Origin of the sequence: Nitrosomonas sp., assembly GCA_031316255.1 — a bacterium.
GTDB lineage: Bacteria > Pseudomonadota > Gammaproteobacteria > Burkholderiales > Nitrosomonadaceae > Nitrosomonas.
Genome location: JALDQW010000001.1, coordinates 756,559 through 780,739 on the forward strand (window position 1 = coordinate 756,559; position 24,181 = coordinate 780,739).

12 protein-coding genes, 2 tRNA genes and 3 rRNA genes are annotated in these 24,181 nt (G+C 47.6%); 7 read left to right on the forward strand and 10 right to left on the reverse strand.

Annotated features, from left to right (window positions below):
• Nucleotides 1-682 precede the first annotated feature (682 nt).
• Complete coding sequence (locus MRK00_03525) at nt 683-1,105, forward strand: hypothetical protein (protein ID MDR4516449.1); 423 nt, start codon at nt 683-685, stop codon at nt 1,103-1,105.
• Nucleotides 1,106-1,148: 43 nt separating this feature from the next.
• Here the strand turns inward: MRK00_03525 and MRK00_03530 are convergent, their stop codons facing one another.
• The 3 genes from MRK00_03530 to MRK00_03540 form a co-directional block, all read right to left on the reverse strand.
• Nucleotides 1,149-1,643 carry a DUF2165 domain-containing protein gene (locus MRK00_03530; protein MDR4516450.1) on the reverse strand — a complete coding sequence of 165 codons (495 nt, stop codon included), beginning with the start codon at nt 1,641-1,643 and terminating at the stop codon, nt 1,149-1,151.
• Between the two features lie 112 nt (nt 1,644-1,755).
• Nucleotides 1,756-2,640, reverse strand: a complete 885-nt coding sequence (locus MRK00_03535; GenBank protein MDR4516451.1) for a TIM44-like domain-containing protein — start codon at nt 2,638-2,640, stop codon at nt 1,756-1,758.
• A 94-nt stretch (nt 2,641-2,734) separates the two neighbouring features.
• Entirely contained in the window at nt 2,735-3,163 is a 429-nt protein-coding gene (locus MRK00_03540; GenBank protein ID MDR4516452.1) for a DUF3293 domain-containing protein, read from the reverse strand.
• 518 nt (nt 3,164-3,681) lie between these two features.
• On the opposite strand from MRK00_03540, the gene MRK00_03545 reads away from it, so the two are divergent.
• A complete protein-coding gene (locus tag MRK00_03545; protein MDR4516453.1) occupies nt 3,682-4,890 on the forward strand; it encodes an OFA family MFS transporter in 1,209 nt (402 codons plus the stop codon).
• Nucleotides 4,891-5,080: 190 nt separating this feature from the next.
• Here MRK00_03545 and rrf read toward each other — a convergent pair.
• The 6 genes from rrf to MRK00_03575 all read right to left on the reverse strand — a co-directional run bounded on the left by rrf (nt 5,081) and on the right by MRK00_03575 (nt 11,233).
• Nucleotides 5,081-5,193, reverse strand: a 5S ribosomal RNA gene (gene rrf, locus MRK00_03550).
• A 104-nt stretch (nt 5,194-5,297) separates the two neighbouring features.
• Nucleotides 5,298-8,231: ribosomal RNA gene (locus MRK00_03555) — 23S ribosomal RNA — on the reverse strand.
• A 310-nt stretch (nt 8,232-8,541) separates the two neighbouring features.
• Nucleotides 8,542-8,617, reverse strand: a tRNA-Ala gene (locus tag MRK00_03560).
• An 8-nt stretch (nt 8,618-8,625) separates the two neighbouring features.
• Nucleotides 8,626-8,702, reverse strand: a tRNA-Ile gene (locus tag MRK00_03565).
• Nucleotides 8,703-8,827: 125 nt separating this feature from the next.
• A 16S ribosomal RNA gene (locus MRK00_03570) occupies nt 8,828-10,363 on the reverse strand.
• The 16S, 23S and 5S rRNA genes sit together here with 2 tRNA genes alongside, the layout of an rRNA operon.
• 462 nt (nt 10,364-10,825) lie before the next feature.
• Nucleotides 10,826-11,233: a hypothetical protein gene (locus MRK00_03575; GenBank protein ID MDR4516454.1), complete on the reverse strand. Its 408-nt coding sequence runs from the start codon at nt 11,231-11,233 to the stop codon at nt 10,826-10,828.
• A gap of 165 nt (nt 11,234-11,398) precedes the next feature.
• On the opposite strand from MRK00_03575, the gene MRK00_03580 reads away from it, so the two are divergent.
• Both MRK00_03580 and MRK00_03585 read left to right on the forward strand, forming a co-directional pair.
• Nucleotides 11,399-12,682 (forward strand): divalent metal cation transporter, encoded by a 1,284-nt coding sequence (locus MRK00_03580; GenBank protein ID MDR4516455.1) that lies wholly within the window; start codon nt 11,399-11,401, stop codon nt 12,680-12,682.
• 88 nt (nt 12,683-12,770) lie between these two features.
• The gene (locus tag MRK00_03585) at nt 12,771-14,570 is read left to right on the forward strand and encodes an ABC transporter ATP-binding protein/permease (protein MDR4516456.1); all 1,800 of its coding nucleotides are present in this window, start codon (nt 12,771-12,773) and stop codon (nt 14,568-14,570) included.
• 45 nt (nt 14,571-14,615) lie between these two features.
• Here MRK00_03585 and MRK00_03590 read toward each other — a convergent pair whose 3' ends face one another.
• Nucleotides 14,616-18,053 carry an acyl-[ACP]--phospholipid O-acyltransferase gene (locus tag MRK00_03590; protein ID MDR4516457.1) on the reverse strand — a complete coding sequence of 1,146 codons (3,438 nt, stop codon included), beginning with the start codon at nt 18,051-18,053 and terminating at the stop codon, nt 14,616-14,618.
• Between the two features lie 363 nt (nt 18,054-18,416).
• Between MRK00_03590 and MRK00_03595 the strand changes: the two genes are divergently transcribed.
• From MRK00_03595 to fumC, 3 genes are all read left to right on the forward strand, one after another.
• Nucleotides 18,417-21,281, forward strand: a complete 2,865-nt coding sequence (locus MRK00_03595; GenBank protein ID MDR4516458.1) for a ribonucleoside-diphosphate reductase subunit alpha — start codon at nt 18,417-18,419, stop codon at nt 21,279-21,281.
• A 54-nt stretch (nt 21,282-21,335) separates the two neighbouring features.
• Nucleotides 21,336-22,556 carry a ribonucleotide-diphosphate reductase subunit beta gene (locus tag MRK00_03600; GenBank protein MDR4516459.1) on the forward strand — a complete coding sequence of 407 codons (1,221 nt, stop codon included), beginning with the start codon at nt 21,336-21,338 and terminating at the stop codon, nt 22,554-22,556.
• 171 nt (nt 22,557-22,727) lie between these two features.
• Nucleotides 22,728-24,119, forward strand: coding sequence for a class II fumarate hydratase (gene fumC, locus MRK00_03605; GenBank protein MDR4516460.1), 1,392 nt, complete (start codon nt 22,728-22,730; stop codon nt 24,117-24,119).
• Nucleotides 24,120-24,181: the final 62 nt, after the last annotated feature.

Here is a 24,181-nt window from a genome sequence, read left to right on the forward strand (position 1 = left end):
AGTATAACTACTTGCCGTGTTGGCATTCATACTGCATCAATTCAAAGCAATAACTCTCAGATTTAATTTCTCAATCTGGATTCTGCGCAGACGACATTGGCATATCCGCAAGATTCAGAGACGAAAAGTTTAATACGCACATGGTAATATGGAAAACCGCATCAAAATACAACAACAGGTTGTGTTTTGCTGATCGCTTCAGCTGTCTTCATTACTGATAGGCAAAAATCCCTGCTGTCACTGTCCTTAATTGCACACGCCCACGTGAGTACAATATCTCTGCATTTATTTAAAATCGCGCTGTTGACTTTCACCACACCCGCCGCGTTCGCCTGCTGTTCGCAAGCAATTGCCCGTACCCGTAACCTTTCTTTAATGTTGCAGCCAGACCGACCCATGGATAGTACTTTTCTAACATTTCAAGCTGATTTTTACCATAGGAAGTGAACCACAGGGATAAACCACGGCTCAAAAACAGAAAAAACCAGATTAAGTACGTTTTTTCCGGAGACAAATCTTACAGAAATAACATATTTAGTTATCCGGTTCAAAAAATTCTGATTTTTCTAGTTCGTGCAATATTAAAGTTGGAAAGTTGTTTTACGCAAAGTAATAGAAAATCAAGAAATTTGATTTTCTCGATCTTTTGAATTTACCATTATGGTTATATTAGGGAACAAAAATGGATAATATACTGATAACAATTGAACAGTGGATTCCAGTTGAGGTGTTGATCAACTTGACAATTATTTCCATTATCAGTTTTATTGCATCATTGGTAATTATTCCGATCATTTTGATACGTTTGCCGCATGACTATTTTGATATACGTATTCCTCGATACTGGATGAAAGATCATCACCCGGTTTTGCGTATATTGGGATTAATCGTGAAAAATATTGTTGGCGGTATTTTTTTTCTTGCTGGTTTTATTATGCTTTTCCTACCAGGTCAGGGAATTTTGACAATGTTGATCGGCATATCGTTTATGGATTTTCCAAAAAAACGTCTACTGGAGGCTAAAATAATTGAGCAACCCGTTATCCTGAGTACTATCAATACGATGCGTCAGAAATGCAACAAATCGCCGCTGATCTTATCTTAGATACAAGAACTGGTGTCAGTCATACTCTTTTGTTCCAAAATATTTAGGAATTTATTTTTTCATCGGGTTGTATTAGATAAATCAAGACAACAGACAAAATAACAACGAGACGGAAAGCCGCTTGTTGACCATTCGCGACTTGTGATTGCCACATTAGAAACCATTCCCCGCCAATTGTCATAAATCCGGTGAACCATAACAAAATGCCCAGGGTTAGGCCAGAAACAGCAAGTTTTTTTGAGTGGTTGAACTGCGCATAATCATATCTGGACTTGAATAAACAATAACCACCGATCCAACAAAGTATGGCCACGACTGCTTCGATAAAAATGATCAAGCAAAAAACCAGATGATGAGTCCACGATGCTTCTATTGAACGCCACATGCCGTTGTTATCAGGGAAGGTTGTATCCATCTTAAGCACATGCGCGACAAGTACATAATTTGAATTGTAGTCCGTCACGTTACTTAAGGCAGCCAATGTCGCAAAAAAGGCGGTAGCCCAGACCAAAGCGACTTTAGAAAGTCTTATATACATTTGGTTAACGCTTTTTTATTTTATGGGATTGTTATTGCACGTTACAAAAAAAGAAGACAACCCCGGCCTGGTTACTGGAAATAACAGCGATTAGGCCGGGTTCAAAAGTTTATCAGTCAGACAAGTCAGTATCAGAAACCTGCTGAATACCCGCTAATAACCATACAGAATCGGGATCTTTCAGATCTTTTTCAACATGCCAGACTTCATCAAACGCTTCTGGCTCACCATCCGGTAATTCGCGCATTTGTCCTGTAAAGCGAACACTTGCAATCGCCGAGTCATCATTAGTTTCAACATCGAGCAGATTCGCATCAACAAACATGACTTCAGATTTCTGCTGCACGTCACCCCGTTCTTGTATCTGCATGCTAATCTCAGCAAACATTTCGGGAGTCGTATATTCACGAATATCATTGACATCACCAACATCATTTGCTGCCTGCAAGCGAATAAATGACATTTTGGCATTACGCAAAAATGGTTCTACTTTAAAGTCTGGCGGTATATTTGCGTGATGACTTTCTCCGGAACCCATTGAAGAGGGTTGCGCAGTTTGACCAAAAGATTGGGATGCAGCTCCACCCTGAGTGGTTGTATTGACTCCTGAATATTGCATGGGTTGCGCTGATTGTTCAGCACGCGGTCTTCGCATTAGGCGTATGATGAAAAAAATCACGCCGACAATCAGAATCAACATAACAATGTCCATCATATTGATGCCTTCAAAGGCGCCCCCCATAAACAATGCGGCTAATAAACCACCGGCAGCCAGCCCCGCCAATGCGCCGCCCCACTTACTGCCGCCACCGGCGGGAGAAGCAGGCGTTTGAGCCGGAGTTGGTGCCTGTTGCTGATTGGGTGTTGATTGCTGGTTCAATGACTGACGCTGCTTCCCAAAACTTTTACCGCCACCCATACGCCTGGCTTCCGCATCAACGGCAATTAAACTTATCGTGAAGAAAGCCAAAGTCAGGAAGGTAAGCAATTTTTTCATAATTGATCTCCCATGTTGCTGTTAAAGCAGCGAGTATAGCACTGGCCCGAGTATAGCCGCCATACTCATATGCATGTATCTCACCTGGTCAACACTATCGAAGCAGAACAATCCGTGGAATAGCATCTTTATCTATCCAGACAACGGCATTCTGTTTAAGCTTCCGCCCGATAGATCGCGTTGACTCAAGGTTAATTCCTAAAATACAAACGCTTTTTTCATCAGGCCAAGCCTTTAGTGAATCTATATTATTACTGTCGATAAGCGTCACTGAGCGACGTTTAAGCGTTTCAACGAGCTTTGCATGTAGTGTTTGATTTTTTTCCGCACTTTGGATCTGGCTCAAAGGATTATAGGCGGTGATGATCGCCGCATTTGATACATTCCTGGCATTCATCAATTGATACATTGGTTCAGAATATTGATCAATATACAGCTCAAATGCATCATCTCCCATCCCCACCCGATAGATAGCACGGAAATAATTTGAGATCAGATCAGCTGAAAGTCCCGATTTATCCAAAATGTATCGCCTGTTCACGAGTTAATGAATTGAGATATAGAAGCGGATCTTATTTTTGAGATACATGTCTTAGGTTTTAGGTCTTAGGAGTTATTTTCTCAACGATTTGCCTGTTTCCGGTTGTTTGCATAATAAACCCGGTCAGCAATTTTTCGGGCCCGGACTCAGATACATTTGCATTGAGATAATTCTCCTCGTAACAAAGCTCCTCCGCTATCTATTACGACGTTTCTTAATGTTGTAATTCCTTCATACTTTCGCGAAAGCATTGCTAGCCACCACCAGAGGAAGAACTACTCGGTAAAGCTGATCATTCTTTATTGGTCATTTTCTCATACGCGCCTAAAATGTACAAAGTTCATAGTTTTGAATGCACATTTAGGTAGAGATAGACGCATTCCTGATAGCTCAGAAACCGAAGTTTGACTGGATAACAAGCTTAACGTATATTTCATTCAAAAATAAGGCCCATGGACACTCTGTAAACATGGAGTATCATTCAAACACCCATTCTTGAAATGAAACCACCTGAAAACCGTTGGACGGTAGTGGCGGGTGCGTTGATCATCCAGGTCTGCCTGGGCGCTATCTACAGCTGGAGCGTTTTCGTCAATCCACTCAAGGAAGTTTTTTCCTACTCAACAACGCAGACGCAGATTATTTTTTCTCTGGCACTGGCTACCTTTGCGCTGGTGATGATATTCGCGGGCAGATTGCAGGACAGAAAGGGTCCGCGTATTGTAGCGACCTTCGGCGGTATCGTATTGGGCGCCGGTTATCTGCTCGCTTCATTTACCGGTGGCAGTTTTCCACTGATAGCTTTGACCGTGGGCGTTATCGGCGGCGCAGGTATAGGGCTCGCTTATGTCTGTCCCATTGCGGCGTGTGTGAAATGGTTCCCAGACAAGCGAGGCATGGTTACCGGTATGGCTGTGGCCGGATTCGGCGCTGGTGCGTGGCTGTTTGCAAAAATCGCTTCAGGCTTTATCAATGATTCTGGGGTTTTAACCGCTTTCATGTGCCTTGGCGTCATATTCATGGTATCGGTTGTTCTGGGTGCTCAGCTTCTCAGGAATCCGCCAGCGGGATGGAAACCTGCCGGATGGAATCCGCCTGAATCCAGATCAAATGTTTCTTTTGCTGAGGATTTCGCGTGGCGGGATATGGTCAAAACTACCCAGTTCTGGATGCTTTGGATCATGTTCATGTCCGGTGCGGCTGCTGGATTGCTTGTCATCGGGATACTGAAGCCTTATGGCATACACAGCGGACTGAGCGCCGCTGCAGCGGCGAATGCTGTCGGTATCCTAGCGTTGTTTAACGGCGCCGGGCGCATCGTCTGGGGCGCATTATCGGACAAAATTGGCAGAAAGAACGCCATGACACTCATGTTCTTGTTACAGGGCGTCATGATGCTTGTTTTGATCAAAATGGGATCGACGGAGTTGACGTTGTCTATTGCCGCCGCATGGATCGGATTTAACTTCGGAGGTAACCTCGCCCTATTCCCGACAACAACAGCTGATTTCTTCGGCACCCGGAACGTTGGGATTAACTACGGCCTTATGTTTACTGCTTACGGCGTTGCAGGCATTGCCGGACCAATACTCGCTGGAAGCGTTTTCGATATGACGGGCAGCTACCTATGGGCTTTCATTCCATCGGGCGTGGCTTGCCTTATTGCCGCTGGCATATCCCTCGGCCTGAATTCCCCGCACCGTGCCTAGCCTGAAACATTATCGTATCAGTGCGATAGATTTTGGTTGTAATCGCGATGGTGGCTACTTTTTAATAAACCCAGATTTTCATTAACTTTAGATCATTTACTCTAAGTTCTAAAGCACTATAGGATTTCAAGAAAGACAACACAATAAAAAAACCCCTTAATTAAAAATTAAGGGGTTTTTCTTGAAATATGCTTGGCGATAACCTACTTTCACATGCGTTTACACACTATCATCGGCGCGACTTCGTTTCACAGTTCTGTTCGGGATGGGAAGATGTGGTTCCAAAGTGCTATGGTCGCCAAGCGAAACTTTAACTAACTATTATTAAATAATTTTTGGAAAGTATTAGGATTGATTGTTCACAATATTGCTTATCAAATTCATTCAAGCAAAAGTTTTAAACTTATAGGATCAAGCCGCACGGTCAATTAGTATCGGTTAGCTTAACATATTACTATGCTTCCACACCCGACCTATCAACGTCGTAGTCTTCGACGAACCTTTAGGAGGATTAAATCCTCGGGAAGTCTTATCTTATGGTGAGTTTCCCGCTTAGATGCTTTCAGCGGTTATCTCGTCCGCACTTAGCTACCCGGCGATACGACTGGCGTCATAACCGGTACACCAGAGGTGCGTCCACTCCGGTCCTCTCGTACTAGGAGCAGGTCCTCTCAAACTTCCAACGCCCACGGCAGATAGGGACCAAACTGTCTCACGACGTTTTAAACCCAGCTCACGTACCACTTTAAATGGCGAACAGCCATACCCTTGGGACCGGCTACAGCCCCAGGATGTGATGAGCCGACATCGAGGTGCCAAACTCCCCCGTCGATATGAACTCTTGGGAGGAATCAGCCTGTTATCCCCGGCGTACCTTTTATCCGTTGAGCGATGGCCCTTCCATACAGAACCACCGGATCACTATGACCTGCTTTCGCATCTGCTCGACTTGTCAGTCTCGCAGTCAAGCACGCTTTTGCCATTGCACTATCAGCACGATTTCCGACCGTACCTAGCGTACCTTCGTACTCCTCCGTTACAATTTGGGAGGAGACCGCCCCAGTCAAACTGCCTACCATACACGGTCCCCAATCCAGATTATGGATCTAGGTTAGAACCCCAACAACATCAGGGTGGTATTTCAACGATGGCTCCATGAGTTCTAGCGAACCCACTTCAAAGCCTCCCACCTATCCTACACAAATGTTGTCAAAGTCCAATGTAAAGCTACAGTAAAGGTGCACGGGGTCTTTCCGTCTAGCCGCGGGGAGATTGCATCTTCACAAACATTTCAACTTCGCTGAGTCCCAGGAGGAGACAGTGTGGCCATCGTTACGCCATTCGTGCAGGTCGGAACTTACCCGACAAGGAATTTCGCTACCTTAGGACCGTTATAGTTACGGCCGCCGTTTACCGGGGCTTCAATCAAGAGCTTGCACCCCATCATTTAACCTTCCGGCACCGGGCAGGCGTCACACTCTATACGTCCACTTTCGTGTTTGCAGAGTGCTATGTTTTTAATAAACAGTCGCAGCCACCTTTTTATTGCAACCCCTTTCCGCTTCACACGCGAAGTGCTACACGTACAAGGGGTACACCTTCTCCCGAAGTTACGGTGCTATTTTGCCGAGTTCCTTCTCCTGAGTTCTCTCAAGCGCCTTAGAATTCTCATCCCACCCACCTGTGTCGGTTTACGGTACGGTCTTTTTTCAACTGAAGCTTAGTGGCTTTTCCTGGAAGCATGGTATCACTCACTTGGCACTCCTAAGAGTGTTGCGTTATCACGCCTCAACTAAGCTGCCCGGATTTGCCAAAGCAGCACGTCTACACGTTTGAACCGGGACATCCAACACCCGGCTGAGTTAACCTTCTCCGTCCCCACATCGCATTGAAAAAAGGTACTGGAATTTTAACCAGTTTCCCATCAGCTACGCATTTCTGCCTCACCTTAGGGGCCGACTCACCCTGCGCCGATGAACGTTGCACAGGAAACCTTGGGTTTTCGGCGAGGGAGCTTTTCACTCCCTTTATCGCTACTCATGTCAGCATTCGCACTTCCGATACCTCCAGCATGGTTCACACCACACCTTCTCAGGCTTACGGAACGCTCTCCTACCATTTACATAAAATGTAAATCCCTAGCTTCGGTGCACAATTTGAGCCCCGTTACATCTTCCGCGCAGGACGACTCGATCAGTGAGCTATTACGCTTTCTTTAAAGGGTGGCTGCTTCTAAGCCAACCTCCTGACTGTCTGTGCCTTCCCACTTCGTTTCCCACTTAATTGTGTCTTAGGGACCTTAGCTGAGGGTCTGGGTTGTTTCCCTTTTGACACCGGACGTTAGCACCCGATGTCTGTCTCCCACGATTACACTCTTTGGTATTCGGAGTTTGCAATGGTTTGGTAAATCTCAATGATCCCCTAGCCATAACAGTGCTCTACCCCCAAAGGTGATACGTGAGGCACTACCTAAATAGTTTTCGGAGAGAACCAGCTATCTCCAGATTTGTTTAGCCTTTCACCCCTACCCACAGCTCATCCCCTAATTTTTCAACATTAGTGGGTTCGGACCTCCACGAGGTGTTACCCTCGCTTCATCCTGGCCATGGGTAGATCATCTGGTTTCGGGTCTACACCCAGCAACTAAACGCCCTATTAAGACTCGCTTTCGCTGCGCCTCCCCTATTCGGTTAAGCTTGCTACTGAATGTAAGTCGCTGACCCATTATACAAAAGGTACGCAGTCACCCAATACACGAGGTATTAGGCTCCCACTGTTTGTATGCATGCGGTTTCAGGATCTATTTCACTCCCCTCCCGGGGTTCTTTTCACCTTTCCCTCACGGTACTTGTTCACTATCGGTCGATTACGAGTATTTAGCCTTGGAGGATGGTCCCCCCATGTTCAGACAGGATTTCACGTGTCCCGCCCTACTTGTCTCAATCCTAGTTCCACATTTAAACTTTCACCTACAGGACTATCACCTACTATGGTTTAACTTTCCAGAAAATTCGATTAGTTTAAATGCTAAATATTGATGGCTACTCCCATTTCGCTCGCCACTACTTTGGGAATCTCAATTGATTTCTTTTCCTCTGGTTACTTAGATGTTTCAGTTCACCAGGTTCGCCACACTTAACCTATATATTCAGTTAAGGTTGATCCCTGCTTAATCAATTCTTATTCATACAAAACTGATTAAGCAAGGATCAGGTTTCCCCATTCGGATATCTCCGGATCAAAGCTTGTTTGCCAGCTCCCCGAAGCTTTTCGCAGGCTTCCACGTCCTTCATCGCCTGTAATCGCCAAGGCATCCACCACATGCACTTATTCACTTGATCCTATAACTTTAAAACTTTTATTCAGCATATAAAATACTTTATAAAACTGCTATAGAATTATTGCATTGTTTGAATTCTAAATTGCAATGTTGATACAATCTAACCCTATTCATAAAAGTTTGCATGTTCAGTATCTTGCATACATAACTAAAAAATTATGTATATAGTCAAACTATTAATACAAACAATATGAATATTTAATACTTTCCAAATTTTTAAAGAACAAGATTTATGAAAGACAAAGCTTTTGTCAAGAAAATTCTCTAACAAATTATCCGAGCATTTCTCACATTCCAAAATATAATTATTTTGGTGGAGGTGAACGGGATCGAACCGATGACCCCCTGCTTGCAAAGCAGGTGCTCTCCCAGCTGAGCTACACCCCCAATAATGTTGGTGGGTCTGGGTGGACTTGAACCACCGACCCCACGCTTATCAAGCGTGTGCTCTAACCAACTGAGCTACAGACCCTTCATGAGTCTAAGCGCCATCTCAAATCTTAATCAAGACATAAGTTGGATTCTGATTATTGGTTCTTAGCTCTGTCTTTTATAAACAATCGATAGGTTGTGAGTACTCAACTTGGATATCTCTTGAAAGGAGGTGATCCAGCCGCAGGTTCCCCTACGGCTACCTTGTTACGACTTCACCCCAGTCATGAATCTCACCGTGGCAAACGCCCTCCTTACGGTTAGACTATCTGCTTCTGGTGAAACCCACTCCCATGGTGTGACGGGCGGTGTGTACAAGACCCGGGAACGTATTCACCGCGACATGCTGATCCGCGATTACTAGCGATTCCGACTTCACGGAGTCGAGTTGCAGACTCCGATCCGGACTACGACGCGCTTTCTGAGATTAGCTCCCCCTCGCGGGTTGGCAACCCTCTGTACGCGCCATTGTATTACGTGTGAAGCCCTACCCATAAGGGCCATGAGGACTTGACGTCATCCCCACCTTCCTCCGGTTTGTCACCGGCAGTCTCATTAAAGTGCCCAACTAAATGATGGCAATTAATGACAAGGGTTGCGCTCGTTGCGGGACTTAACCCAACATCTCACGACACGAGCTGACGACAGCCATGCAGCACCTGTGTTAGCGTTCCCGAAGGCACTAATCCATCTCTGGAAAATTCGCTACATGTCAAGGGTAGGTAAGGTTTTTCGCGTTGCATCGAATTAATCCACATAATCCACCGCTTGTGCGGGTCCCCGTCAATTCCTTTGAGTTTTAATCTTGCGACCGTACTCCCCAGGCGGTCAACTTCACGCGTTAGCTTCGTTACCAAGCCTAGTAAGGCCCGACAACTAGTTGACATCGTTTAGGGCGTGGACTACCAGGGTATCTAATCCTGTTTGCTCCCCACGCTTTCGTGCATGAGCGTCAGTGTTAACCCAGGAGGCTGCCTTCGCCATCGATGTTCTTCCATATCTCTACGCATTTCACTGCTACACATGGAATTCCACCTCCCTCTGCCACACTCTAGTCTTGTAGTTTCAAACGCAATTCCCAGGTTAAGCCCGGGGATTTCACATCTGACTTACAAAACCGCCTGCGCACCCTTTACGCCCAGTAATTCCGATTAACGCTCGCACCCTACGTATTACCGCGGCTGCTGGCACGTAGTTAGCCGGTGCTTCTTCTGTCGATACCGTCATAAACTACAGTTATTCACTGCAGCCTTTTCTTCTCGACTGAAAGAGCTTTACAACCCGAAGGCCTTCTTCACTCACGCGGCATTGCTGGATCAGGCTTGCGCCCATTGTCCAAAATTCCCCACTGCTGCCTCCCGTAGGAGTCTGGGCCGTGTCTCAGTCCCAGTGTGGCTGGTCGTCCTCTCAGACCAACTACTGATCGTTGCCTTGGTAGGCCTTTACCCCACCAACTAGCTAATCAGACATCGGCCGCTCCAAAAGCACAAGGTCTTACGATCCCCTGCTTTCCTCCTCAGAGAATATGCGGTATTAGCACATCTTTCGATGCGTTATCCCCCACTTCTGGACACGTTCCGATGCATTACTCACCCGTCCGCCACTCGCCACCAGGTGCAAGCACCCGTGCTGCCGTTCGACTTGCATGTGTAAAGCATGCCGCCAGCGTTCAATCTGAGCCAGGATCAAACTCTTCAGTTTAATTCTGCTAAAACTCCGCTTGACGTTTATGTGTATATACAAACCAACTTGATTGCTTGATTGATTGATTGTATATCTTGTCTAGCGTACTTTATCTTGTTGCTTTGATCTTCCTTAATCCAGAAAGATCTTCATATTATCTATCACAAGAAAAGTACTCACACCTATCGATTGTTGATTTTTAAAGAACAAATTTTGCTGCATCGCTGCTATGCGTTATCAGCAAAGAAGAGCGATTATACAGGAGTTACAGGCTTGGTCAATACCCTTTCATGATCATTTTTGATGATCAAACGAGCTAAACAACACATCTTTCGAAAAATACACTTAATATACAATACCATTTACTTTCTTTTTATTTTCCACATTAAACAAAAAAATAATTTAATTTTTTTTGGCAAGAATTTGGTAAAAATAACTCAAAACAGTTCTTCTCAGAATAAAACAAGTCCAATCAGAATATTAGCGTGAATAGCCAGGAAAACTGATAATATGTGCCGTTCCTTTTATAAAAGTTTTATTCATCAAGTCACGTAATGCCAATGGAAATTCAGTTTGCAGACGCAACATTGTTTCGGTCAGATTCTCGCGGTAATAAACCGCTTCATACACAATCGGCTGATCCAATCCCGATCTCTCCTGCCGCTTGAAGTTTTGCCAGGCAATATCAACCCAACACTTGCGTTCGCCATCGATAAAAACAAATTCCTCCGCATCAATAATCGCCATATACTGCATACTGCGAATAGGCACAAATAAATGCCTGCTCTCGTTTCGAGAGAACAATGTTATCGCCTGATTGTAAGTACTCGCGGGCAATTGACGAGTGACACGGGTTATTTCATCATTCCTATAACAAGTGATTTCCATGACCTATAATCATACCCAGAATTCGATTTATTAATACATTCATAATACCTTATCATTTACCGTGACATTTTCAAATATCACATGGGTGACTACTTTGTTTACAACCGGGTTCCAAGTCAATCACCTGATCAATAAAATACCCATCATTCACAAAGTAACAACAACATGACAATCCATAAAAAACTTTTCAATAATTTGCTTTCAAAACTTGGGCCGGGATTACTGTACGCAGGTGCAGCTGTTGGCGTTTCGCATTTAGTGCAATCCACGCGCGCCGGAGGCATGTTTGGATTTGACCTATTGATCGCCATTGTCATTATTCATCTCATTAAATATCCCTTCTTTGAATTTGGTCCGCGCTATACCGCTGCTACAGGCAGAAATATTTTACATGGCTACCACAAGCTGGGTGTATGGGCAGTCTGGGTTTATTTGCTGATGACTATTTCAACCATGCTCATCGTTCAGGCGGCAGTAACCGTTGTTACAGCAGGGCTGTTTACACATATTTTTGGACTTGAAGAACTCGGTGGCCACGAACCACAAGTTGTTGCAGCGATAATCAGCAGTCTGATACTGATTATCTGTTTTACGTTACTGGCCAGCGGACGATACATTTTGCTGGATAGACTGATCAAAATTATTATTCTGGTGCTGTCCGTAACATCCCTAGTCGCCGTAATTGCGCTACTCTTTGACAATCCAGGGCATTATTCGAATGGCACTATTCATTTCGATATCACGGATGCCGCCCATCTTTTATTTCTTGCCGCTTTCCTCGGCTGGATGCCCGCTCCGATAGAAATTTCTGTATGGCACTCGGTTTGGTCGGAGAGCAAAAACGAAAATGAAGGCAAAGTCGCCAATATGAAAGAGGCGCTATTTGATTTCCGCGTTGGCTTTATTGGAACCGCTTTTCTGGCGATATGCTTTCTGACACTCGGTGCACTGGTTATGTATGGAAGCGGTGTTGAATTTGCACCTGGCGGCGCAGCATTTGCCGAACAATTACTGGATATGTATAAACAAGCACTTGGCGACTGGGCCTACCCGATTGTTGCGATTGCTGCACTGACCACCATGTTCAGCACGACTTTAACACTGCTTGACGCATTTCCGCGCACCATCGGCATGTCACTCGAACTGATATCACCGCAAAGATTCCAGCATCGCACAAATCGATCCATATATATCATTTGGCTGTTGATCACCATTGCCGGAACGCTTTCGTTGCTGTTCTTTTTCATGCCGTCCATGAGTGACATGGTCAAAATTGCCACGGTCATCGCATTTGTGGCTGCACCCGTATTGGCCATACTCAATACATTAGCGATGTTCGACAAATCAATTCCGGAGCAGCACCGCCCAGGCAAGCTCATGTTGATTTGGTGTATTCTTGGATTGGCTGCATTGATCAGCTGTTCTGTCGGTTACTTATGGTTAATGTAACACTTTCTTCAATATTCTTACCGGTAAATTCTTTTTTTGAAGCCGCTCTTTCAGGTATAAACTAAAGCACTCCTACCATCTTGCCCTGATGCAAACAAACAATCCAAAAGAATTTTCATCAACGCACAAAAACCTGAAAACCATAACCACGCTGCTGCCTTATTTATGGGAATTCAAGACACGGGTTATCCTGGCTTTGAGTCTGCTGGTACTGGCAAAACTGGCCAGCGTTTCTGTACCTCTGGTGTTAAAAGATATTGTCGATGCCTTGAACCAGCCACGGGACATGCTGATGCTGCCTGTTTTTTTATTGGTCAGTTACGGCCTGTTACGGCTGTGCACCACGCTATTCGGTGAATTGCGCGACGCCATATTCGCCAAAGTAACACAACGGGCTATTCGACGCATTGCCAATAAAGTATTCGGGCATTTGCATACGCTGTCGTTACGTTTCCACCTTGAGCGGCAAACTGGTGGCGTTTCCCGGGATATTGAGCGCGGCACGCGCGGCATCTCATTTCTGTTGAATTTCATGTTGTTCAACATCCTGCCAACAATACTGGAAATCAGTCTGGTCATGGCAATTCTCATCAATCAATATGACATCCGGTTTGCCGGCATTATTTTTATCACGCTGCTGGCCTACATTGCATTGACTCTGGTTGTCACAGAATGGCGCATGATTTTCCGTCGCACCATGAATACCATGGATTCAAAAGCAAACACCCAGGCAATAGACAGCCTGCTGAACTATGAAACAGTCAAATACTTCGGCAATGAGGCATGGGAAAGCAGACGCTATGATGAAAATCTGCAAACATGGGAAAAAGCCGCTATCCGTAACCAGGTTTCACTTGCCGCTTTAAACTCCGGTCAAAGCGCTATCATCGCCGTGGGTATCACGTTACTGATGTTTCTGGCAGCTGATCACGTCATCGAGGGCACCATGACCATAGGCGACCTGGTTCTGATCAACGCGTATCTGTTGCAATTGTATATGCCGTTGCATTTTCTGGGCTTTGTCTACCGGGAAATCAGACACTCTCTCGCAGATATGGAACGGATGTTTTCGCTGCTCAATGAGAATCGGGAAATCCAAGATAAATCAAACGCCCAGACACTGGATGCGCATAATCCGGCCATACGCTTTGACCATGTCAATTTTGGCTATGATGCCAACCGCCAGATACTGTTTGATGTCAGTTTTAATATTCCAGCCAATCAAAATATAGCAGTTGTCGGTCAGAGTGGTTCCGGAAAATCCACGCTCGCGCGTCTGCTGTTTCGCTTTTACGATGTACAGTCGGGATCCATACATATCAACAATCAGGATGTCCGCGATGTCACACAGCAAAGTCTACGGGCCGCTATGGGCATCGTCCCGCAGGATACCGTACTGTTCAATGACAGTATTTATTACAACATCGCCTATGGCCGCCCCGATGCCACCACGGAAGAAGTCTACGCTGCGGCAAAGTCGGCGCATATCCATGATTTCATCGAAAGCCTACCGGGAAAATATGAGACTATCGTCGGCGAACGCGGCCTAAAACTCTCAGGCGGTGAAAAACAGCGTGTTGCCATCGCGCGCACCATTTTAAAAAATCCGGCTATCCTGATTTTCGATGAAGCCACCTCGGCACTGGATTCCAGTTCTGAAAAACAGATACAGGCCGAACTCAAGCGTATCGCCAAAAACCGCACTACGCTGACCATCGCCCACCGCCTCTCCACAATCGCCGACGCAGACCAGACCCTGGTCATGGAAAACGGCCGTATCATTGAACAAGGCACGCATGCTCAATTGCTTGCTGCCAATCAGACTTACGCCCGCATGTGGGCATTGCAGCAACAGGAACAAAGCAAACATATCCAACACAACACCTGACAAAACGATACAACCAGCGGAGAATCGAAATTCTCCCAAATAGCTTTAGCCGATATTGAACCTAGATTCAACCCATTCGCGCAACGCCACATAATCCACTTTCCCCGTCGCCAGCAATGGAATTTCATCAATTTTTAAAATCACTCTTGGTATGCTTAACTCACTGATGCCATTTTGTCTGGCATAGCTGACCAGCGTTTCACGCTGCATCTCGGGCGTAGTTGTCACCAGAATAATTTGCTCCCCTTTCCGCGGATCGGGAAAGTGCGTAACTGCATGGCTGTAGTCCGGCCACAGTTGATTGACATAGCTTTCAACAGCGGTCAGCGAAATCATTTCTCCGCCGATTTTGGCGAAACGTTTGACTCGGCCTTTAATGATCAGGTAACCCATTTCATCAATCGATACGATATCGCCTGTATCGTACCAGCCGTCATCCGGTGATTGCAGCACACCCGGTTGATCTGACAGATAGTATCCTTTCATGATATTAGGCCCTGCGACCAGCAGCTTGCCACCATCTTCAATGCCCGGTATCGCTTCCAGCCGATGCGTAATGCCTGGTAGCAGGCGGCCGACCGTACCGGGCCGGCTATGCATCGGTGTATTGAGACTCAGAACAGGCGCTGTTTCCGTTGCGCCATACCCTTCAAAAATACGCACGCCAAATTTTTCCGCCCAGAGCTTGCGGTTTTCCTCGCGCAACTTCTCCGCACCTGAAAAAACATAACGGACACTCTGGAAATCATACGCATGCGCAAACCGCGCGTATCCGGAAAGAAATGTATCGGTTCCGAACATCAAGGTTGCATTGGTATCGTAGACGAGTTCCGGAATAATGCGATAATGCAAGGGTGAAGGGTAAAGGAAGGTATGGATACCCGCCAAAACAGGCAGAAGCGTCCCCGCTGTCAATCCGAACGAATGAAAAACCGGCAATGCATTAAATGCAATATCAGTCGGACCAAAATCAATCCGCGAAGAAACCTGAAAACAATTGGCCCGGATATTTCTATGGCTGAGCACCACGCCCTTGGGCACATCTTCCGAGCCCGACGTAAACAGAATCACCGCTGTTTCATCTGAATCGGGGTTTTTATTCATGAACCGATAAACTGTTTGCGGCATCAGATAGGCCAGCGAGCCCTTTATCTTGTCCAGAATGGAAATTTGACGCGCCAGGTCTTCAAGATAAACAATTTTAATCTGATGGGATTCCAGATTTTCAATTAAATGCGTTATCTTACCCATCACGACAAAGCGTCTGGAAGTAATCACGGTAGCCACGACCGCTGTTTTGCACGCGGAAAGCAGATTTTTTTCGCTGGTGGAATAATTCAGCATTGCAGGTATCCGGCCATAAGCCTGCAAACCGAAGAAACAAATCAGTGTGCCAACCATATTCGGCAGCAAAACACCGATAGCTTTATTTCTGCCGGCATGCTTACTCAATACCGCACCCAGCACAAAACTGCGAAAAATGAGTTGCCTATAGGTAACCGGTTTGCGTTCCACATCCTCGGCAATAATATGGTGGACGCCATGAATCCTGCCGGCATCAAGTAATGACTGAAACACGGTCTGACGCAGACTGTTACTTTGGAACATCATGGTGGACATGACATCATAGAGCTTGATACCCGCCAATTGACGTCTCTTCCTGCCGCGAAGATCGTCCGGCAAATTAAATTGCACTGGCGGCATTACTGTCAGGATAATTTTCGGAAACATGCGGATGCGCACCTTGCCGCGCAACCTGGAAAAAGGCGTATACTGCGCACCGGAAATGGTAACCGGCAGCACCCGTGCTGCGGTTTTATCCGCGATCATTGCCGGTCCTTCATAGATTTTCATCAGCGAGCCGGTAACGGTTAACCGGCCTTCCGGGAAAATCACAATTCTGCGCCCTTTTTTGACCCGGTCGATCAACACCCGTGTCGACATGGGACTTCCCGGATCGACCGCAATGGTATCGGCCAGAAACAGGAAAGGCCGCAACCACCAACGCCTGGCGATATAGGTGTTAATCGCAAAACTGACATGATACGGAATACTTGCGCCAATCAACGCCGCATCCAGAAATGACAAGTGATTGGCAACGATAATGGTTTTGCCATCCATTTTATGGAAATGTTCCTCGCCTCTGATCTCCAGCCGGTAACAGACATGGAAAATCCAGCGCAGAACAGACTTGACCAAATCTTCCGGCAACAGACTGGAAATATAAATCGCCACAATACCATTGATAATGGCGATCATCAGAAATACGTCGATCACGGCAAAATCATTCGCAAGCAGAATGCTGATACCCGTGGCAGAAACCACCATGAACAAAGCATTCATGATATTGTTCGCGGCAAACGTGCGCGACATATGCGATTTCTCCGCGCGATCCTGGATAATCGCGTAAAGCGGGACTATATATATACCGCCACAGATTGAGATGCCCAGCACATCAAAAAGAATACGCCAATGGGTAACCGATTCCAGAAAAAGACCGGCCCCGATTAATGTTTCTGCATCGCCACCCACCAATTGGCTACTGGCTAAAAACATATCCACGGTAAACACGGTCATCCCCAGAATACCCAAAGGCACATACGTTGCAACCACATCCCCCTTGAGTAACCGGTTACACAATAATGCACCTATTGCTATCCCGACAGTAAACGTGGCTAAAAAAAGCGTCACAACCTGTTGATTGCCGCCGATAATCTCTTTGGTAAACGTTGGCAGCTGCGATAAGAAGCTCGCGCCGAACAACCAGAACCACGAGATTCCCAAAATAGCGCGAAAAATAATGGGATACCGGCGCACCTGCTGGATAACGGCTCTGGTTTCATGCAAAAAGTTATACCGGATTTTCAAGGCCGCATCCGCCGGATTTGTCGGTGGGATAGATAAACTGCTGATCAACCCGAGTACAGCGACAGCAATCGCGACAATTGAAATAATCAGAGCGCCGCTTTCCATCATAATCAGCAGGCCGCCGCAAATAGTACCCAACAAGATTGCAATAAATGTACTGCTGTCGATGAGCGCATTACCGCCAATCAATTCATTTTCCTGCAGCTGATCGGGCAAAATACCGTATTTAAGCGGACCGAAAAAAGCCGATTGCGTACCCATCAAAAACAAAATCAGCATCAACAACCAGGTTTGTTCCAAATAAAAACCCAGCGCCGCGCCCAGCATCAACACAATCTCAACCAACTTAATCATGCGGATCAGACGCGCCTTGTCGTATTTATCCGCAATCTGACCGGCAATGGCTGAAAACAGGAAAAATGGCAGAATAAAAATACCTGCGGCTATGGTGATCATGATTTGCGGACTCAGCAACGATTGCGTAACCACTGTGTAGGTAATCAATATAACCAGCGCGTTCTTGAACATATTGTCATTAAACGCCCCCAGAAACTGGGTCAAAAAAAGCGGCAGAAAACGCCGGGTTTTAAGCAAGTGCCATTGATCGGGATACATCGATTGCCTCCACAAAGATAATCAACACTATAGATTTTAATGCTACTGTTGCCAAAAAAACCACTCAGTCATTTCTAATCTGGATTTCCGGTTTGTCTCACATTATCTCCTTGATCACAAAACACATGATCAGGCCGTTCGAAACCCTTAAATTTCGCCCCCGCAAACAAAAATTGCAAAAAATATTTGACAAAAATACTTTAATTTATATACTACCCATTACGTATCTCTGAACGACAGATACTATATATTGTGGTTTTAGCCGTTTTCTGGATTTTCAGATTTCGCTTGATATTATCCTGATAACGCGTTGGAATCATAGCGGTTTATCTCATACCAATGATACAGGGAGAATCGAAAACAATGCAGCTAGTCACAGAAACTTCAGCCCAGCAACCCATTTCCAAACACAGTGTTTTTCCGGATATTCATACCGATCAGGAAAAATATTCGCACTATAGAATTATTCGCCGTAATGGTGCGGTCGTCGCATTTGAACCGGTTAAAATTTCTGTCGCCATGACCAAAGCATTTATTGCAGTCGATGGCGGTCAGGGTGCTGCATCCGTTCGTGTTCGTGAACTCGTAACGCGCCTGACCCAGGATGTCGTCAGCGCATTGTTGCGCCGCAAGCCAGAAAGCGGCACATTCCATATCGAAGATATTCAGGACCAGGTGGAGCTGGCGCTGATGCGTTCCGGCGAACATGATGTCGCGCGCGCCTATGTGCTGTACCGTGAAGAACGTGCACGCGAGCGGGCCAAATTAAAGGAAAAGACTGCTGCAAAAACCCAGGAAGAAACACTTTATGTTACCGATAAAGGGCAAAGAATACCGCTCGACCTGGCCCGGTTGACTGCTTTGATCGAGTCATCCTGCACCGCCCTGGGCGATGCCGTCAATCCATCCTTGATTCTCAAGGCTACGCTTCGCGAACTCTACGACGGTGTTACTGTTGAGGAAGTCAGAAAATCAGCAATTATGTCGGCGCGCGTCCTGATTGAAAAAGAACCCGCCTACGGCTATGTCACCGCGCGCCTGCTGTTGAACAACATCCGCGCGGAAGTGCTTGGCGAAGAAGTCTCTCACGAAGCGATGCAGTCGCAATACGCCGAATATTTCCCGTCCTTTATCAAAAAAGGCATTGAGGCCGGGCTGCTCGACGACCGGCTTGCCCAGTTCGATCTGAAAAAGCTGTCCAAAGCCCTGCAGGCCGACCGCGATCTGCAGTTTGACTATCTCGGGCTGCAAACGCTGTATGACCGATATTTCCTGCATATCAAGGAAAAGCGCATCGAACTGCCGCAAGCATTTTTCATGCGCGTCGCCATGGGACTGGCGCTTAATGAAATCGACCGTGAAACGCGCGCAATAGAATTTTACAATGTCTTGTCCAGCTTCGATTTCATGAGCTCGACGCCAACGTTGTTCAACTCCGGCACCTGCCGCTCGCAACTGTCTTCCTGCTATCTCACCACCGTATCCGACGATCTCGACGGTATTTATGAAGCCATCAAGGAAAACGCATTGCTTTCCAAATATGCCGGCGGTCTTGGCAATGACTGGACGGCGGTACGCGCGATGGGTTCGCGCATCAAGGGCACCAACGGCAAATCGCAAGGGGTCGTGCCGTTCCTTAAAGTAGTCTCCGATACTGCTGTAGCAGTCAATCAGGGCGGCAAACGCAAAGGTGCGGTCTGCGCTTATCTGGAATGCTGGCATCTGGATATCGAGGAATTTCTGGAATTGCGCAAAAACACCGGCGACGACCGCCGCCGCACGCATGACATGAATACCGCCACATGGATTCCCGATCTGTTCATGAAACGCGTCATGGAAGATGGCGAATGGACGCTGTTCTCGCCGTCAGAAGTCCCCGATCTGCACGAAAAATTCGGCCGCCAGTTCGAGCAAGCGTACCTGGCTTACGAAGACAAGGCGGCGCGTGGCGAAATTGAATTGCACAAAAAAATTTCTGCAGTACAGCTCTGGCGCAAAATGCTCAATATGCTGTTTGAGACAGGCCATCCGTGGATCACCTTCAAGGATCCGTGCAATGTGCGTTCGCCGCAAAACCATGCCGGCGTGGTGCACAGCTCCAATCTGTGCACGGAAATCACGCTCAACACCAGCGACAAGGAAATCGCCGTATGCAACCTGGGATCGGTCAATCTGGTCGCACATCTGAACAACGGCGAGCTCGACAAGGACAAACTCAAGCGCACTATCCGCACGGCGATGCGCATGCTTGACAATGTCGTGGATATCAATTTCTACGCCGTACCCAAAGCAAGAAATGCCAACCTGCGGCACCGTCCGGTTGGATTGGGCATTATGGGTTTTCAGGATTGCCTGCACCGTTTAGGCATCCCGTATTCTTCGGTCGAGGCCGTCGAATTCGCCGACCGCTCGATGGAAAGCGTCGCCTATGAAGCTTACTGGGCTTCCAGCGAACTTGCCAAAGAACGCGGCAGCTACAGCACGTATAAAGGCAGTCTGTGGGACAGAGGCATTCTGCCGCACGAATCGCTCAGTCTGCTGGAGGAAGAACGCGGCGGTTATGTCGAAGCGGACTTGTCCACCTCGCTGGACTGGGAGGCATTACGCAAGCAGATCAAAAAACACGGCATGCGCAACTCCAACTGCCTGGCGATCGCGCCGACGGCGACGATTTCCAATATAATCGGTGTATCGGCAAGTATCGAGCCGACCTATCAGAATCTCTATGTTAAATCCAATTTGTCCGGCGAGTTTACCATTGCCAACAAATCGCTGGTCAGCGACCTGAAACAGCGCAATCTGTGGGATGAGGTCATGATCGCCGACCTCAAATATTTTGACGGCGCAATCAGCAAGATCGACCGCATTCCGGACGAAATCCGCGCACTGTACGCCACCGCTTTTGAAATGGACCCCCGCTGGCTCATCGAAGCTGCCGCGCGGCGCCAGAAATGGATTGATCAGGCGCAGTCGCTCAATATCTACATGTCGGGCGTTTCCGGCAAAAAGCTCGATGAAACATACAAACTGGCTTGGCTGCGCGGTTTGAAAACGACGTATTACCTGCGCTCTATGGGTGCGACAGCTGCGGAAAAATCCACGGTGCAGGCGGGCTCGCTCAACGCCGTACCCGTGAATGGCGGCATTTCCAGCGACGGCGATCTGGCGGCAACGGCCGAAATCAAATACTGCGCCATTGACGACGAAAGCTGTGAATCCTGCCAATAGTCTAACCGGCGTAACTGTGATCAAAGAAAGAATTCAAGAAAAGGAGTAAAAAGCATGTTGATATTTGAAGACGAGCCAACGCAAACGAAAAAACCCGTAAATCCCGCAAACCCCGGTAATCTTGCCGGTCCCTTGTTCAATGACCCGTTACCTGCCGGCAGTCATTATGCGAATGATGGCACTTCAGAAGCAACGGCTGTTCAAGTGGATAATGCCGCCAACAACACCGGCGATGCGCCTGTCGCGGGCAGTCAGCAACGCCGTGTCAGGGTGGAAGACAAAAAAATCATCAATTGCAGCGCCGATGTCAATCAACTGGTGCCGTTCAAATATAAATGGGCCTGGGAAAAATACCTCTCCGCCTGTGCCAATCACTGGATGCCGCAGGAAATCAACATGAGCCGCGATATCGCGTTGTGGAAAGACCCCAACGGCCTGACCGAGGACGAGCGCCGCATCGTCAAACGCAACCTGGGCTTCTTCGTCACCGCCGATTCTCTCGCAGCCAACAACATTGTGCTCGGCACCTATCGCCATATCACCAACCCGGAATGCCGCCAGTATTTGTTGCGCCAGGCGTTTGAAGAAGCGATTCATACCCATGCGTACCAGTATATTGTCGAATCGCTCGGTCTTGACGAAGGCGAAATTTTCAATGCTTATCATGAAATCGAATCCATCCGCGACAAGGATGAATTCCTGATTCCGTTTATCGATACACTGACCGATCCGGACTTTAAAACCGGCACGACGGAAACCGATCAGCAACTGCTCAAAAGCCTGATCGTGTTTGCATGCATTATGGAGGGCCTATTCTTTTACGTCGGCTTTGCACAGATTCTGGCGCTTGGGCGGCAAAATAAAATGACGGGATCAGCTGAACAATACCAATATATTCTGCGCGACGAATCGATGCACTGCAATTTCGGCATCGATGTTATCAACCAGATCAAAATGGAAAACCCGCACCTCTGGACCAAGGCTTTCCGTGAGGAGATTCTCGCATTGATGCGCAAGGCCGTTACCCTGGAATACCGCTACGCGGAAGACACCATGCCGCGCGGCGTGCTCGGTCTGAATGCGCCGATGTTCAAGGAATACCTGCGCTATATCGCCAACCGCCGTTGCCAGCAAATCGGCCTGGATACCCTGTTCCCGGATGCGAACAATCCGTTCCCGTGGATGTCCGAGATGATCGATCTGAAAAAAGAGAAGAATTTCTTTGAGACGAGGGTGATTGAGTATCAGACCGGAGGCGCACTCTCCTGGGATTGATGAATGCTATTGCGCTTGCAGTTTCGGCGTTAAAAATTAACTCAAAATGCTCATTTACTGTTTGTAAACGCCGCTTTTTCGTTAATTTTTGCCTTGAAACTGCTGCGCTCATGACGCATTCAAACATTAACCCGATCAACCAGAAATTCAGAAACGTAAGAGGGGTACGCAATGAACTACCGCGAAGAACGTGACGCCATGGGCGCCGTGCAAGTGCCCGCAACCGCGCTGTGGGGCGCGCAGACGCAGCGCTCGCTGGAGAACTTCAAGATTTCCGGCGAACAGATGCCGCCCGCGCTGATACAGGCACTGGCGCAGGTCAAGCGAAGCGCCGCCACCGTCAACCATGAACTCGGCCTGCTCAACGCGGCGACCACTGCGGCGATTATCCAGGCGGCGGATGAAGTCATCGGCGGCCAGCATGACGACGAATTTCCGCTGGTCATCTGGCAGACCGGTTCGGGCACGCAGACCAACATGAACATGAACGAAGTACTCGCCAACCGCGCATCGGAACTGCTCGGCGGCGAACGCGGCATGGATCGCAAGGTGCATCCCAACGACGATGTCAACAAGGGACAATCGTCCAATGACGTGTTTCCGACGGCGATGCATGTCGCCGCGGTGCAAGGCATCCACCACCAGTTGATACCCGCTATCAACCTGCTGCGCGGCACGCTGGCCGGAAAAGCCGAAGCGTTTTCAGACATCGTCAAAATCGGTCGCACGCATCTGCAGGACGCCACACCGCTCACGCTCGGACAGGAATTTTCCGGCTATGTCGCGCAACTCGATCACGGCCTAAAGCATGCCGAGGCTGCCCTGCCCCATTTGTACGAACTCGCGCTCGGCGGCACCGCCGTCGGCACCGGACTGAACGCGCATCCGGAATTTGCCAAACGTGTCGCCGATGAAATTGCTTACCTGACCAAACTGCCATTCGTCACCGCACCAAACAAGTTTGAAGCGCTGGCCAGCAATGACGCACTCGTCCATGCGCATGGCGCATTGAAAACGCTGGCCGCCTCGATGATGAAAATCGCCAACGACATCCGCTGGCTCGCATCGGGCCCGCGTTGCGGCATCGGCGAACTGAAAATCCCCGAAAACGAACCCGGCAGCTCGATCATGCCCGGCAAAGTCAACCCGACCCAGTCGGAAGCCATGACCATGCTGTGCTGCCAGGTCATGGGCAACGACGTTGCGATCAACATGGGCGGTGCGATGGGCAATTTCGAACTCAACGTAATGAAACCGCTGATCATCCATAACTTCCTGCACAGCGTGCGCCTGCTCGCTGACGGCATCACCAGTTTCAACGACCATTGCGCCGTCGGCATCGAAGCCAATCGTGAGCGCATCGACCATTTAATGCATAACTCGCTGATGCTCGTCACCGCACTGAATCCGCATATCGGCTACGACAAGGCCGCTGAAATCGCCAAAAAAGCGCACCGCGAAGCAACAACGCTTAAAGCCGCCGCGATTGCCACCGGTTACGTCAGCGCCGAGCAGTTCGATGCCTGGGTCGTCCCTGAAAAAATGGTCGGAAAAACGGATTAGAACAAACGGCAAATTAACAATTAACAAAATGATTCAAATAACAAAATCATGTCTGTAATAAA

What these genes read in the sequence shown, in the direction of transcription:
- MRK00_03525 (MDR4516449.1), top strand. Translation starts at nt 683, where the DNA reads ATGGATAATATACTGATAACAATTGAACAGTGGATTCCAGTTGAGGTG.
- MRK00_03530 (MDR4516450.1), bottom strand. Translation starts at nt 1,643, where the DNA reads ATGTATATAAGACTTTCTAAAGTCGCTTTGGTCTGGGCTACCGCCTTT.
- MRK00_03535 (MDR4516451.1), bottom strand. Translation starts at nt 2,640, where the DNA reads ATGAAAAAATTGCTTACCTTCCTGACTTTGGCTTTCTTCACGATAAGT.
- MRK00_03545 (MDR4516453.1), top strand. Translation starts at nt 3,682, where the DNA reads ATGAAACCACCTGAAAACCGTTGGACGGTAGTGGCGGGTGCGTTGATC.
- MRK00_03575 (MDR4516454.1), bottom strand. Translation starts at nt 11,233, where the DNA reads ATGGAAATCACTTGTTATAGGAATGATGAAATAACCCGTGTCACTCGT.
- MRK00_03580 (MDR4516455.1), top strand. Translation starts at nt 11,399, where the DNA reads ATGACAATCCATAAAAAACTTTTCAATAATTTGCTTTCAAAACTTGGG.
- MRK00_03585 (MDR4516456.1), top strand. Translation starts at nt 12,771, where the DNA reads ATGCAAACAAACAATCCAAAAGAATTTTCATCAACGCACAAAAACCTG.
- MRK00_03590 (MDR4516457.1), bottom strand. Translation starts at nt 18,053, where the DNA reads ATGTATCCCGATCAATGGCACTTGCTTAAAACCCGGCGTTTTCTGCCG.
- MRK00_03595 (MDR4516458.1), top strand. Translation starts at nt 18,417, where the DNA reads ATGCAGCTAGTCACAGAAACTTCAGCCCAGCAACCCATTTCCAAACAC.
- MRK00_03600 (MDR4516459.1), top strand. Translation starts at nt 21,336, where the DNA reads ATGTTGATATTTGAAGACGAGCCAACGCAAACGAAAAAACCCGTAAAT.
- fumC (MDR4516460.1), top strand. Translation starts at nt 22,728, where the DNA reads ATGAACTACCGCGAAGAACGTGACGCCATGGGCGCCGTGCAAGTGCCC.